Origin of the sequence: Enterobacter cloacae complex sp. SHL009 (assembly GCF_049237205.1) — a bacterium.
GTDB lineage: Bacteria > Pseudomonadota > Gammaproteobacteria > Enterobacterales > Enterobacteriaceae > Enterobacter > Enterobacter cloacae_M.
The window spans coordinates 53980-68441 of the sequence record NZ_JBMKIW010000009.1; the positions used below are offsets into that span (position 1 = coordinate 53980).

The window sequence follows — 14462 nt, forward strand, 5'->3', positions numbered from 1 at the left end:
TGAATTCCTTACTGCGCCTGCACGCGCAGCTCTGCTGCGCTACGACTACGGTGACCCAACAGGGCTTTAACATCGCTGGACTTCGGCTTAACCAGCGCGAATTTCGCAGAGAACGCCGGCCAGTTTGCCAGGATCTCTTCGCCGCGCGAAGAACCGGTATGCTGCACGTGTTCGGTAATCAAACCACGCAGGTGTTCTTCATGGATAGCCAGCGTATCAACGTCCAGCACTTCTACCAGCTCCGGGTTCACGCGTTTGCGGAACTCACCGTCTTCGTCCAGGACGTACGCAAAACCGCCCGTCATGCCCGCGCCGAAGTTCACGCCGGTTTTACCCAGAACGCAAACAATCCCGCCCGTCATGTATTCACACCCGTTATCGCCAATGCCTTCCACCACGGTGATAGCACCGGAGTTACGCACCGCAAAACGCTCGCCCGCACGGCCTGCTGCAAACAGACGACCGCCGGTCGCGCCGTACAGGCAGGTGTTACCGATGATGCTGGCTTCATGGCTGCGGAAGGCTGAGCCGACCGGAGGACGCACCGCCAGCAAGCCCCCTGCCATGCCTTTACCGACGTAGTCGTTGGCATCGCCGGTCAGGTACAGCTCAACGCCGCCTGCGTTCCATACGCCGAAGCTCTGACCCGCGGTACCGCTGAAGTGTGCGGTAATCGGATCCGCCGCCAGCCCCTGGTCACCGTGCGTTTGCGCGATGTAGCCGGAGAGGGAGGCGCCCACGGAGCGGTCGGTGTTGCGGATATCAAACCAGAACGTTTTGCTCTGCTTGTCGTCCACGTACGGTTTCGCCTGCTGCAACAGCTGCGCGTTCAGCACGCCGTTATCGAACGGCGGGTTGTTCTCGGTGCAGTAGACCGCTTTGCCAGGGTGCGGCTGCGCGGTTTCCAGCAGCTTGCTCAGCTCCAGCTTCTGCTGCTTCGCCGTGAAGCCTTCCAGCTCTTTCAGCAGGTCGGTACGGCCAATCAGGTCCACCAGACGCTTCACGCCCAGCTGCGCCATCAGCTCGCGGGTTTCGCGGGCGATGAACTCAAAGTAGTTGGTCACTTTGAACGGCAGACCGTGATAGTGGTTCTTACGCAGCTTCTCGTCCTGGGTAGCAACGCCGGTTGCGCAGTTGTTCAGGTGGCAAATACGCAGGTATTTACAGCCGAGCGCAACCATTGGGCCGGTACCGAAGCCGAAGCTTTCCGCGCCGAGGATCGCCGCTTTAATGATGTCGAGGCCCGTTTTCAGGCCGCCGTCCACCTGCAGACGGATCTTGTGACGCAGACCGTTCGCCACCAGCGCCTGCTGGGTTTCCACCAGGCCAAGCTCCCACGGGCAGCCCGCGTATTTCACGGAGGAGAGCGGGCTTGCGCCGGTACCGCCGTCGTAGCCGGCGATGGTGATCAGGTCAGCATAGGCTTTCGCCACGCCGGTAGCGATGGTGCCGACGCCCGGTTCGGAAACCAGCTTCACGGAGATCATCGCCTTCGGGTTGACCTGCTTCAGGTCGAAAATCAGCTGCGCCAGGTCCTCGATAGAGTAGATATCGTGGTGCGGCGGCGGGGAGATCAGCGTCACGCCCGGCACGGAATAGCGCAGTTTGGCGATGTACGGGGTAACTTTATCACCCGGCAGCTGGCCGCCTTCGCCCGGTTTAGCACCCTGAGCGACTTTAATCTGAATCACGTCGGCGTTGACCAGGTACGCAGGCGTCACGCCAAAGCGACCGGATGCCACCTGCTTGATGCGGGACACTTTGTTGGTGCCGTAACGCGCCGGATCTTCACCGCCTTCGCCGGAGTTGGAGTTGCCGCCGATGCTGTTCATGGCTTCCGCCAGCGCTTCGTGGGCTTCCGGGCTCAGCGCGCCGATGGACATCGCCGCGGTATCGAAGCGTTTGAACAGCTCGGATGCAGGCTCAACCTCGTCAATGCTGACCGCTTCATCACCCGGGTTCAGGGCAATGAGGTCGCGGAGCGTTGCCGCCGGGCGGTTGTTTACCAGCTCAGCGTACTGCTGGTAATCGCTGTATTCACCGCTCTGAACCGCCTGCTGCAGCGTGCGCACCACGTCCGGGTTGTAGGCATGATACTCGCCGCCGTGAACGTATTTCAGCAGACCGCCCTGATCCAGCGGCTTACGTGCCAGCCAGGCGCGTTTGGACAGGTTCACCAGATCCTGCTGGAAGTCAGCAAAACCGGCGCCGCCGATGCGGCTGACCACGCCCTGGAAGCAGAGGTTGGCGACCTCGTCATGCAGGCCGACCGCTTCAAACAGCTTCGAACAGCGGTAGGAGGCAATGGTCGAGATGCCCATTTTGGACATGATCTTGTACAGGCCTTTGTTGATGCCGTTACGGTAGTTCAGCATCACCGCGCGGTAATCTTTGTCGATCGCGCGGGTATCCACCAGGCGTGCCAGCGTTTCGTAGGCCAGGTACGGGTAGATCGCCGTCGCGCCAAAGCCTAACAGCACGGCAAAGTGGTGCGGGTCGCGGGCGCTGGCGGTTTCCACAATGATGTTGGCGTCGCAGCGCAGACTCTTGTCGACCAGACGCGTCTGGATAGCGCCAACAGCCATCGGGGCAGGCACCGGCAGACGGTTTTTCGCGATATTGCGGTCGGACAGTACCAGCAGAACGGTACCGTTACGCACCATCTGTTCGGCTTTGTCACACAGCGCATTCACCGTCTCTTCGAGGCTCGCTTCGGTCACGTCGAAGGTAATATCGAGCGTGTCTGCGCGGTAGTGCTCCTCTTTCATGGTGGTGAGCTGTTTAAAATCGGAGTACAGCAGGATCGGCGATTTAAAGGTCAGACGGTGCGCCTGGCCTTCGGCCTCGCAGAAGACGTTCATCTCGCGACCGATGCTGGTAGCCAGCGACATCACGTGCGCTTCGCGCAGCGGGTCGATCGGCGGGTTGGTCACCTGCGCGAACTGCTGGCGGAAGTAATCGTAAATGATGCGCGGCTGGCTGGAGAGCACGGCAAACGGGGTATCGTCACCCATTGAGCCGACCGCTTCCTGGCCGTTTTCACCGAGCACGCGGATGACAGAGTCCAGCTCTTCCGCGCTGTAGTTAAACTGCTTCTGGTAGCTTGCGAGAGTATCGTCGTCCAGCTCGCGGCTGCCCACTTCTTCGTCCGTAAGATCTTCGAACGGCACCAGGCGACGCACGTTCTTCTCCATCCACTCTTTGTACGGGTGGCGGCTCTTCAGATCGTTGTCGGTTTCGGCGGAGTGCAGGATGCGCCCACCGCGGGTGTCGATCACCATCAGCTCGCCCGGACCGACGCGGCCTTTCTCGACCACTTCGTCAGGCTGGTAATCCCAGATACCGACTTCAGAGGCGCAGGTGATGAGCTTGTCTTTGGTGATAACGTAGCGCGCCGGACGCAGACCGTTACGGTCCAGGTTACAGGCGGCAAAACGGCCGTCGGACATAACGATGCCCGCCGGGCCGTCCCATGGCTCCATGTGCATGGAGTTAAAGTCGAAGAACGCGCGCAGCTCAGGATCCATATCCGGGTTGTTCTGCCAGGCCGGCGGCACGAGCAGACGCATGGCGCGCACGATATCCATCCCGCCCGCCAGCAGCAGTTCCAGCATGTTATCCATGGAGCTGGAGTCCGAGCCGGTTTCGTTCACGAACGGCGCGGCATCGTGCAGATCGGGGATCAGCGGCGTCTGGAACTTATAGGTACGGGCGCGGGCCCACTGGCGGTTACCGGTGATGGTGTTGATCTCGCCGTTGTGCGCCAGGTAGCGGAACGGTTGAGCCAGCGGCCAGCGTGGAACGGTGTTGGTGGAGAAGCGCTGGTGGAACAGGCAAATGGCCGATTCCAGACGCAGGTCCGCCAGGTCCAGGTAGAAGCGCGGCAGGTCAGCCGGCATACACAGACCCTTATAGATGTTCACCAGGTTAGAGAGGCTACAAACGTAGAACTCTTTATCGTCCTGGAGACGTTTTTCAATGCGGCGGCGGGCAATAAACAGACGGCGTTCCATATCACGCGGACGCCAGCCCGCAGGGGCGTTGACGAAAATCTGTTCAATACGAGGCAGCGAGGAGAGGGCGATTTCACCGAGCACCCCTTCGTTGGTTGGCACATTGCGCCAGCCGACAATCGACAGGGTTTCACGCTGAAGTTCTTCTTCGACGATGCGGCGTGAGGCGGCAGCCTTTTCAGGATCCTGGTTCAGGAACAGCATGCCGACAGCGTAGTTTTTGGCTAAACGCCAGCCGCGCTCTTCCGCCACGATGCGGAAGAAACGATCCGGTTTTTGCAGCAGCAGGCCGCAACCGTCGCCCGTTTTACCATCGGCAAGAATAGCGCCACGGTGCTGCATTCGGGCCAGTGCGTGAATAGCAGTACGCACTACCTTGTGGCTAGGTTCGCCTTCTATGTGGGCGATCAGGCCGAAACCACAGTTATCCTTCTCAAGGGATTTATCGTACAACATATCAGTGAACCTCCCCAGGCTCGTCGGGCTTCCCACTGAACTTTACCGTGGCGCACAGGCACAGAAAGAGCATGGCGACGGGGTTTGCGTTTCATACGCGGACCTCGCATTCGCCCTCTTTTTCATCCTTTCGCGCAGGTAAACAAGTTTGAGGACTTGCTTCAGAGGGAATCTCAATTACTGCATAAATATGATGAGCAGGCCGCTCATCCAGAAAGCTTCCAGCGGATTTCCAACTTATCGGGAATTGGTACACAGGTCAAATGGCAATCTTATTTATACAAAAATGTGCTAAAGAGAGTTTATGTCTTTGAAATTAAATGTCATTTAACTATTTTTACATTGATTGTATGCCCTGGCAGGACGCAGCGGAGTGTGATCTGACTCACTATATGAAAGCGGTATTATCAATGTAGCGTGCTGAATAGCCGTTTTATAGCAGAATAATAATCTGGCAATGGCTGCAAACCCGCATAAACCCACTGTTTTTCAGTGGTGGCGCTATAAATGAAAAAAACAATCAGAACATAAGGAAAAGTAATCACGGGTAGCGTGAATGAAATTGCAGTAATCCTGAGTATTTATTCATACAGATAAAAGCCGTCCAGGGCGATTGATCCAGGTCATCGCCGACAGAGGCTAAAAGTGGCAGGCTTGTCCCCTTTCTCCGGGACGGTCTATCAGATTATGCAGTTACAGAAATTAGTCAATATGTTTGGTGGGGATCTTTTGCAGCGGTACGGGCAAAAGGTTCATAAGCTGACGCTGCACGGCGGGTTTAGCTGCCCGAATCGCGATGGCACCATCGGGCGCGGCGGCTGCACCTTCTGTAACGTTGCGTCCTTTGCTGACGAGGCCCAGCGGCATAAATCTATCGCTGAACAGCTTGCCCATCAGGCCAGCCTGGTGAACCGCGCGAAGCAATATCTGGCCTATTTCCAGGCCTACACCAGCACGTGGGCGGAGGTGCAGGTATTGCGTTCGATGTATCAGCAGGCCGTCAGCCAGGCCAATATTGTTGGGCTTTGCGTGGGCACACGCCCGGACTGCGTACCGGACGCGGTGCTGGACCTGCTCAGCGAGTACAAAGAACAAGGCTACGAGATCTGGCTGGAGCTGGGCTTGCAGACCGCGCACGACAAAACGCTGCACCGTATTAACCGTGGCCATGATTTCGCCTGCTACCAGCGCACCACGCGCCTGGCCCGCGAGCGCGGGCTGAAGGTCTGCTCGCATCTGATTGTTGGGTTACCCGGCGAGGGTCAACAGCACGGTCTTGAAACGCTGGAAAAGGTGGTTGAAACCGGCGTGGACGGCATTAAGCTGCACCCGCTGCATATCGTGAAGGGCAGTATTATGGCGAAAGCTTGGGAGGCCGGGCGGTTAAGCGGTATTGAGCTTGAAGACTATACGGTGACGGCGGGGGAGATGATTCGCCATACGCCGCCGGATATTGTCTACCATCGCATCTCGGCCAGTGCCCGCCGTCCAACGCTTCTGGCACCGCTATGGTGTGAAAACCGCTGGACGGGGATGGTGGAAATCGACCGCTACCTGCAGGAGAACGGCGTGCAGGGGGCGGCGCTGGGAATGCCTTGGGTTCCAATTTCTGACCGTTAGCGTTTTGCTATAAATAATTTGAATAGTATTAATGAAAACTTATCAATATAAATGAATCCCGTTATTTGTTTATTTGATGAGTTTTATTTATTTAAGTCGCTATGGTTCTTATTCTTTTCAGTTGTGGGTAGTCGTCAGACTATTAATATCGCAGTAAATCCGTTTTCTCTTTTCTGTGAGTTATTCACTGGATGAATAATCCGAGTTTCTGTGGTGCTTATTGATATTTTATTTTGTATTTAAATGCCTTCCTTACAGGCGTAATGTCTTACATCGCCACTCTTAAAAAGGATATTCCGTATGGAAGGTAATTTATGTTGTTTTAGCTGTCTCAGCGGTATTCATTATCTGGAGATACGTTGATGACAGGTGTAAGAATAAGTCCGTATTGTCCACGCGTTATATCTGAAAACGATATTCCTGTTCACAAAAGTTTGGGCCTGGTAGCCCAGACCCGTAAAGTTGGCGTTCCGCGCCCGATGCCATGCATTGTGATTCTGGTGCACGGTGTGAACGATGTTGGGGAAGCTTATCAGAATCAGGAAAAAGGGATTATTTCCGGGTTAAGCAAGCGGTTGAACCGTTCAGACCTGTATGCGCACGAGTGGAAAGATTTCATCATGTCCCACAACGAAGAGGCGCAAAAGAAAATCTGTGAGCCTGGACGTTCTCCCATTATCCCCTTTTACTGGGGCTATAAGCCGGTTACGCATGAGGAGTGGCGCGCTGACCAGAAGCGTTATCGGGACGAAGTCGGAAAGCTGGGCAGCGACGCCCACATCCCTTACGACGCCTATCAGGAAGATGACGAAACCAAGAAGGCCGCGCTGGGTAATGACAGTAAAGGGGCGTTTGCATTTCAGAACGACTGCTTTAAAAATGCGCTCGATATCAATTTTGCCAAAGGTGGTGGCACGTTTGCCAATGCAACCACCAATATACCGGACATGCTTGGCCCGGGGGCCGGTGGCGTTGCCGTCGCTGCCACCGGTTTTATGACGTTGCATGCAAATGGCGGCGATTTCACCCACCCCATCTTTCCCAACCCGCACCGCATCTATCAGTTTTTTGCCGCTCAGCGGCTGGCGGATTTGATTATTCAAATCCGAAAAGAGCCAGTTACAGAGAACGATGTGATTAACATCGTGGCGCACAGCCAGGGCACTATCATTACAATGCTGGCTAATATGCTGGTGAAGCAGGCTGGTTATGATCCCGTTAACTGCACCATTCTGACCCACTCCCCGTATTCGCTGGAAGAGCGACTATTAGAAAATGCCCAGTCTGGTCATCACCAGACCAGCGCTGCCCGTCAGCAGACATTCAGCAATTTCTGTGCCCTGATGGCAACGCAGTACAAAGGTGGCGAGGTGACTGAGGCAGACATGCTGGCGATGGAGGCCGCTTGCACATTACGAAAACCGTCAGATAACCCATTACGGCAGGATGCTCGGTTCCGACGGGATAATAACGGCAAGGTGTATAATTATTTCTGCCCGAATGACGGAACGGTATCCCTGAAAAACATTCAGGGCATTGGCTGGCGCGGTATCCCGCAAAACATCGCCTGTCATATTCCAAACCTGTATCAGCGGGTCTTTTACCAGCATGGTCATGTCGGTTTCCCGCCAGACAAAACGTGCTTCGAACTGCCCGCAATACAGAAAGGGGATGCGAAATACAGTTCTGTTACGAACGCGATTTACTCTGCTCGTGATGTTGTCATCAATGGCGAAGAATTACCTGAGCCATTTGTATTTGAATTACAGGGTGAGAAAAACCGAAAAGACAACGACCCGAAAACCTGCGATATACCCTATGAAGCTTATATCGATCCAGAAAGTCCCGACGCCTATATTTCGTATTCCGCGAAAGCCCATGCCCTGAGCAGAACAGCCTCAGGCATGTTTCCTATGGATAAATATTATTACCCAACGATGAAGCCAGGCCATTCGCTGACCCCTGACGAGCTGCAAGAGATGACAGTTGAGCGGAAGCACAAAGTGATTCAGGGAGTTGTGTCGGGCGTCGATACGTTCAGAAACCTGACGCTGGTTTGGCTGAAAAACCGCGATGAGCTGGAAGATGAATGGAAGAAAGCTGATCCCGTTGGGTACAGCCAGCACTCCTCCATTGTGATGAGCGAGTATGCACCTTCCCAGGCCATGGCCTTTGATTTAGCCATCGGGCAATGCAAATCTTTTGATTATAAGGCTGGCCGTTTTTGGGAGGATCTTTTGCATCGCGCGGACTGGCGGGATCCGTTGAATAAGAATTTTCAGGCTAAAGAATATTACCGAACAGGAAAACTGGATGATTCTACGACCAAATTTTTTATGAATAAACCTGACGCAATATTACCGAAAGATGAATTTGGGGTAGTGAATAATTATGCTGGTGTCCGACCCCATAAACGCAACAGGATGGAAATTGAATATGGCATTGTTAAGCCTGTTAAGTTCGAAGAAAAAATTATTCTGCAATGGGAAATGCCACGAGCGTTAAATATAAGCCAAATTAACGAAAAGTAGGTATATCACGTGAGCCGGAAATTTTTCATCTTATGGTTAGTATTAGTTATCGGTATCGTGACCGTCTGGGCGATGAATCAGCCCTCCGCAGATACCAGTCCTACGCAAATTGTGTACCGTTTTGATGGCCACCGCTACCTGGAGTTGAAAGGCTGGAATTGTGCAGGTGAAATCTGGTATGTCGATACGAAACGGGGGATTCGAACTCAACCCGTAAGCCAGTTTTATCGTATTTTTACCAAAAAATTTATTCATCCTTCAGAACGTTATATTGCGCTGCCAACCTGGGATTCAGCCGGCTCGATTGTGTCTAAAGACTATGGGAAGACATGGTATCCTTCATCGTTCCCGCCCACTGAAAACGAACCTAATGGCGATTCCTCGCCACCCTACGATGCCCTGATATCTTTCACCGTCGTAAACGATCAGGGATTCTTGCAAACCAAACACCGACTATATATGTCATCCAAACCCTATGATGACCCCCGTCTGGCAACAGGGGGGCCGGGGATAACCTATGAAGCTGAGGACGGCTCTGTGCATCATATTAAACCACGCTCTCCGGGAGCGGCATGGGGCATGGTCTACATGACCAAAGAAGGGCTCCAGGGGAGTATTGAGCAATTTAAAATCAACTGGCAAGGACAGCCAGACAAAGTACCAGAAGTGAAAAACTACACCGGCTGGGATCATATGCGCTGCGATATGGATAAGCACTGAGGCGTTTGAATACCTTCCCAAACGGGGGAGGTATTCAAAAAGGCGAATCTCAGGTAAGTATAGGACAGTTTTACTTTATCCCCGCTACCGGCGACGGCCGCCTAACAGACTTCCCAGCATGCCGCGCACTATCTGATTGGTGACCTGCCGCGCCGCGCTTTTCGCCATGGTTTGTACCACGCCGTCGCGCTTGCCGCCGCGCGGCCCGGTGCTGCCGAACAGGATGTCTTTGAGCCCCCCGAGAATACCGTCATCCACGGCGACAGACTGCCCTTTAGCGGCAGGCGCATCCTGGGATTCGGTGGTCGCCTGCACTCCTTTTTGCAGCATCTCGAACGCGGACTCGCGATCAACCTCGTCTTCGTACTTCCCGTAAACCGGAGAGTGGTTAATCAGGCCGTTACGTTCATCGTCGGTAACCGGCCCCATGCGCGAGCAGGGCGCGATCACCATGGCGCGTTCTACCACGGACGGGCTGCCCTTCGCATCCAGGAATGAGATCAGCGCTTCACCGGTGCCTAACGCCTGAATCGCCGCTTCGGTATCAAAGGCAGGATTAGCGCGCATGGTTTGCGCGGCGGCTTTTACCGCTTTTTGATCCTTCGGCGTAAAGGCGCGCAGGGCGTGCTGCACGCGGTTACCGAGCTGGCCGAGCACGTTATCCGGGATGTCCGACGGGTTTTGCGACACAAACCAGACGCCAACGCCTTTGGAGCGGATCAGGCGAATGACCTGTTCAATCTTATCCAGCAATACCTGCGGCGCATCGTTAAACAGAAGGTGCGCTTCGTCGAAGAAGAAGACCAGCTTCGGTTTTTCCAGATCGCCCGCTTCGGGTAACTGTTCGTAGAGCTCAGAGAGCATCCACAGCAGGCTGGCGGCGTAGAGCTTTGGCATCTGGTAGAGCTTCTCGGAGCTCAGAATGTTGATGATGCCTTTGCCGCTGCTGTCGGTGCGCATCCAGTCTTTAATATCCAGCATCGGCTCGCCGAAGAAGTGTTCGGCACCCTGTTGCTCCAGGGTCAGCAACCCGCGCTGAATGGCGCCCACCGAGGCGCTGCTGATATTGCCGTACTGGTTCTGGAAGGATTTGGCGTTATCGCCGATGTACTGCGTAATGGCGCGCAGATCTTTGAAATCAAGCAGCAACAGCCCCTGATCGTCGGCAATGCGGAAGATAATATTCAGCACGCCGGACTGCACGTCGTTGAGGTTAAGCAGACGGGCCAGCAGCAGCGGGCCGAGATCGGAGACGGTAGCGCGCACCGGGTGGCCTTTCTCACCAAAGATATCCCACACTACCACCGGATTGTTATGCGGCGTCCAGTCCGTGATGCCAATATTCTTCAGCCGTTCGAGCAGTTTTTCAGAGGCCGTACCTTCCTGAGCCACACCGGTTAAATCGCCTTTCACGTCAGCCATAAAGACCGGTACGCCAATCTCCGAAAGCGACTCAGCCAGCTTTTGCAGGGTGACGGTTTTGCCTGTCCCGGTCGCTCCGGTGATCAGACCGTGGCGGTTCGCCATCGCGGGCAGTAAATACAGCTCTTTTTCCAGCGTCCGGGCAATTAACAATGGTGTACTCATGATGCGCTTCCTCTCTTAGTCCTGGGTGGAGTATAGGCAACCTGACCGCAATTTGGTTGAGTAAATTCCTGACTTTGCGGCGCATTATCCAGCGCGGACTATGCTTTTGCATACGGTTCACAAAAATAGTGGGAAACGATGTCCAGATTCTTCTTTAACGATCGCAAACAGCTGGTCAACGATGCCATTGAAGGCATACTGCTTTCTGCGCCACACGCAAATCTCGTCAAACTTGATATCGATCCGGCCATCAGGATCGTCGCACGCGGCGACTGGGACAAAAGCCGCGTGGCGGTGATCTCCGGCGGCGGCTCAGGCCACGAACCCGCGCACGCCGGGTTTGTCGGCAAAGGGATGCTGACGGCGGCAGTGTGTGGCGATCTGTTTGCCTCGCCGAGCGTGGATGCGGTGCTGAATGCCATTGTGGCGGTCACGGGCGATCGCGGCTGTCTGCTGATTGTCAAAAACTACACCGGCGATCGCCTGAACTTTGGCCTCGCGGCAGAAAAAGCCAAACGCTACGGTCTTAAGGTGGAGATGGCGATCGTGGCGGACGATATCGCGCTGCCGGATAACAAACAGCCGCGCGGTATTGCCGGTACGGCGCTGGTGCACAAGATTGCGGGCTATGCGGCGGAGCACGGGAAATCGTTGAGTGAGGTACGGGATATTGCGCAACAGGCCTGCGATAACCTCTGGAGCCTGGGCGTTGCGATGCAAACGTGCAACCTGCCGGGCAGCGACGAGGAAGAGGGGCGCATTAAGCAGGGCCATGTCGAGCTGGGGCTGGGCATTCACGGCGAGCCCGGTGCTTCCGTCGTGGATACGCAGAACAGCAAAGCCATTATCGACACGCTGGTGACGCCGTTACGCGCGCAGGCGGGAGAAGGGCGGTTTGCGGTATTGATTAACAATCTCGGCGGCGTATCGGCGCTGGAGATGGCGCTGCTGACCAAAGAGCTGGCGCATTCGGCGCTGAAAGAGGAGATCGCGTACCTGATAGGCCCCGCGCCGCTGGTGAGCGCGCTGGACATGAAGGGCTTTTCGCTCACGCTGCTTAAGCTCAACGACTTCTTTGAAAAGGCGATTCACGCCGAGGTCGAAACGCTGGGCTGGCAGAAGCCCGTGGCGTTTGCGCCACTGCGCACCGTGGCGCATACCGCCATTCACGATCGCGTGGAATACACTCCGTCGGACAATCTGCGGGTGGGGGAGTATGTCTCCTCGGTGACGAAAACGCTGCTCCAGCTGGAAAACCGACTGAACGCGCTGGATGCCAAAGTGGGCGACGGCGATACCGGCTCCACTTTTGCGCAAGGGGCGCGGGATATTGCGCAGCGTCTGGAGGATCGCAAGCTCCCGCTTGATAACGTATCGACGCTGCTGTTGCTGGTGGGCGAGCGCCTGGCGACGGTGATGGGCGGATCGAGCGGGGTGCTGATGTCGATCTTCTTCACCGCGGCCGGGCAAAAGCTTCACGATGGTCAGCCGCTGCCCGAGGCATTGCTCAGCGGGCTGGCGCAGATGAAGCAGTACGGTGGGGCAGATCTCGGCGATCGTACCCTGATCGACGCGCTGCAGCCGGCGCTGGAGGCGTTGCTGAAAGGCGATATCGAGGCAGCGGCGCAGGCCGCACAGCACGGTGCCGAAGCAACGGCGAAAATGGCGAAAGCCGGCGCGGGACGTTCATCGTATGTGAATAAAGAGAATCTGGATGGGGTAATGGATCCCGGTGCGGTCGCGGTGGCTGAGGTGTTTAAGGCCCTGGTAGATGCAAAACGGTAACGACCGTTACTGTTTTTAGTGTGTACGCCCTCTCCCTGTGGGAGAGGGTTGGGGTGAGGGCATCAGGCCGCACATTCCCCGCCTAAGTCACATCAAAAATCCGCTTTCAACACCACGCGGTAGCGGGCTTTGCCGTCACGCACGTGCTGGATCGCTTCGTTGATTTTCGACATCGGATACAGTTCGGTGGTCGGGGCCACTTTGGTGCGTCCGGCAAACTTCATCAGCTTGCGCAACTCAAACGGCGTACCGGTCGCGGAGCCTGACACGCTGCGATCCCCGCCGATCAGGGTAAACGCCGGAACCGGCAGCGGCTTCATCACAGCACCTACGGTATGGAAGTTACCGCCGTAGGCCAGCGCTTCAAAGTACGGCTGCCAGTCGAGATCCACGTTAACGGTGTTGATGATCAGATCAAACTGGCCCGCCAGCGCGTTCAGCGCCTGCGGATCGCGGCTATTCACCACTTTATCCGCCCCCATAGCCAGTACTTCTTTCTCTTTCGCCGGGTTCGAGCTGAACGCCGTGACTTCACAGCCCATCGCGTGCAGCAGCTTGATGGCGATATGGCCCAGACCGCCAATACCAATCACGCCCACGCGGCTGGTGGCGGTGATATGGTGCATCAGCAGGGGTTTGAAAACGGTGATACCGCCGCACAGCAGCGGACCGGCGGATTCGATATCAATGCTGTCCGGCAGCGGGATCACCCATTGCCAGTCGGCGCGCAGTTTGTCGGCAAAACCGCCTTTGTTCAGAATGGTGGGAACGGCGCCTTCGAGGCAGTTGATCTGATTGCCGCTGATACAGGCGTCACAGTGGCCACAGCTGCGTGCCGTCCAGCCAATGCCCACGCGCTGGCCTACCTTCAGCCCTTTGTCCTGCGCGGCGCTACCGAGCGCCACGACGCGGCCAATAACTTCGTGCCCGGCAACCAGCGGATAGCTGGAGAAGCCCCATTCGTTATCGATCATCGAGAGATCCGAGTGGCAGATCCCGCAGTAATCAACCTGTACTTCGACGTCTTCTGCTTTTAGTTCGCCCGCATCGTACTCGTACAGCTCAAGTTCTGCACCCGCCTGCGGTGCGGCGTAGCTTTTTATCTTCGACATCGTGTTTCCCCCGTTGTGGTGTGAACTGAGAGTGTAGAGCATTCATTTTACAGCCGCTTAACAGAAGAGGGCAGGAACGAAAGTTACAGACTTTTCAGCATTCTGACTTCGCAATCAACGTGGCCGGTACAGCCCAGCGGTGCATCGATATGCTCAAAGCCCAGATGTTCATACAGGCCGATGGCCTCTTTGAGGAAAGCGGTTGTTTCAAGGTAGCAGCGTGTAAAACCCTGCTTGCGCGCGTGGTCCAGCGCAATCAGCGCCAGCTTTTTTGCCAGTCCTTGCCCGCGCGCCGTTGGCAGGAAATACATTTTCTGTAGTTCACAGATATCCGGCTCGCTGCAGCTGAGGGGCGCCACGCCGCCGCCGCCCACCACCTGGCCGTTCTGCTCGATTACCTAGTAGGCATGCCCTGGCTGGCTGTAGAGCTGGTAAAGCTCGTCCAGGTTCGGGTCAGCAACCGTGTAGCCTTTGTCAGCCGTCAGGCCATATTCGGCAGAAACGGTGCGGATAACGGCGGCGATAGCCGAATTATCCTGCTCAGCGATCCGGCGCATCGTCGTCGCGACGGGGGTAATCACGCTCATAGCATTACTCATAACAAAAATTGACACATAACTGCTGTTAATAGCACCGCA

The 14462-nt window shown here is 55.8% G+C and carries 7 protein-coding genes and 1 pseudogene; 4 read left to right on the top strand and 4 right to left on the bottom strand.

Translation table 11 applies throughout. The features are described 5' to 3' along the window. Positions 1–8: 8 nt before the first annotated feature. Positions 9–4469, bottom strand: a complete 4461-nt coding sequence (gene gltB, locus ACOTZC_RS18655) for a glutamate synthase large subunit (RefSeq protein ID WP_421635946.1) — start codon at positions 4467–4469, stop codon at positions 9–11. Between the two features lie 687 nt (positions 4470–5156). Here gltB and ACOTZC_RS18660 point away from each other — a divergent pair. From ACOTZC_RS18660 to ACOTZC_RS18670, 3 genes are all read left to right on the top strand, one after another. Beyond that, positions 5157–6089: a TIGR01212 family radical SAM protein gene (locus tag ACOTZC_RS18660; RefSeq protein ID WP_421635947.1), complete on the top strand. Its 933-nt coding sequence runs from the start codon at positions 5157–5159 to the stop codon at positions 6087–6089. 362 nt (positions 6090–6451) lie between these two features. Further along, complete coding sequence (locus tag ACOTZC_RS18665; protein ID WP_045403569.1) at positions 6452–8620, top strand: T6SS effector phospholipase Tle3 domain-containing protein; 2169 nt, start codon at positions 6452–6454, stop codon at positions 8618–8620. Positions 8621–8692: 72 nt separating this feature from the next. Beyond that, complete coding sequence (locus tag ACOTZC_RS18670) at positions 8693–9340, top strand: T6SS immunity protein Tli3 family protein (protein ID WP_032668272.1); 648 nt, start codon at positions 8693–8695, stop codon at positions 9338–9340. 84 nt (positions 9341–9424) lie between these two features. Here ACOTZC_RS18670 and ACOTZC_RS18675 read toward each other — a convergent pair whose 3' ends face one another. Next, positions 9425–10927: a helicase HerA-like C-terminal domain-containing protein gene (locus tag ACOTZC_RS18675; RefSeq protein WP_023309371.1), complete on the bottom strand. Its 1503-nt coding sequence runs from the start codon at positions 10925–10927 to the stop codon at positions 9425–9427. 138 nt (positions 10928–11065) lie between these two features. On the opposite strand from ACOTZC_RS18675, the gene ACOTZC_RS18680 reads away from it, so the two are divergent. After that, positions 11066–12712, top strand: coding sequence for a dihydroxyacetone kinase subunit DhaK (locus ACOTZC_RS18680; protein WP_063409194.1), 1647 nt, complete (start codon positions 11066–11068; stop codon positions 12710–12712). Positions 12713–12804: 92 nt separating this feature from the next. Here ACOTZC_RS18680 and ahr read toward each other — a convergent pair whose 3' ends face one another. After that, positions 12805–13824 carry an NADPH-dependent aldehyde reductase Ahr gene (ahr, locus tag ACOTZC_RS18685; protein WP_114978862.1) on the bottom strand — a complete coding sequence of 340 codons (1020 nt, stop codon included), beginning with the start codon at positions 13822–13824 and terminating at the stop codon, positions 12805–12807. Between the two features lie 83 nt (positions 13825–13907). Next, positions 13908–14411: pseudogene (locus ACOTZC_RS18690) on the bottom strand (GNAT family N-acetyltransferase). Between the last annotated feature and the right edge of the window lie 51 nt (positions 14412–14462).

What these genes read in the sequence shown, in the direction of transcription:
- ACOTZC_RS18665 (WP_045403569.1), top strand. Translation starts at nt 6,452, where the DNA reads ATGACAGGTGTAAGAATAAGTCCGTATTGTCCACGCGTTATATCTGAA.
- ACOTZC_RS18660 (WP_421635947.1), top strand. Translation starts at nt 5,157, where the DNA reads ATGCAGTTACAGAAATTAGTCAATATGTTTGGTGGGGATCTTTTGCAG.
- ACOTZC_RS18670 (WP_032668272.1), top strand. Translation starts at nt 8,693, where the DNA reads ATGAATCAGCCCTCCGCAGATACCAGTCCTACGCAAATTGTGTACCGT.
- ahr (WP_114978862.1), bottom strand. Translation starts at nt 13,824, where the DNA reads ATGTCGAAGATAAAAAGCTACGCCGCACCGCAGGCGGGTGCAGAACTT.
- gltB (WP_421635946.1), bottom strand. Translation starts at nt 4,469, where the DNA reads ATGTTGTACGATAAATCCCTTGAGAAGGATAACTGTGGTTTCGGCCTG.
- ACOTZC_RS18675 (WP_023309371.1), bottom strand. Translation starts at nt 10,927, where the DNA reads ATGAGTACACCATTGTTAATTGCCCGGACGCTGGAAAAAGAGCTGTAT.
- ACOTZC_RS18680 (WP_063409194.1), top strand. Translation starts at nt 11,066, where the DNA reads ATGTCCAGATTCTTCTTTAACGATCGCAAACAGCTGGTCAACGATGCC.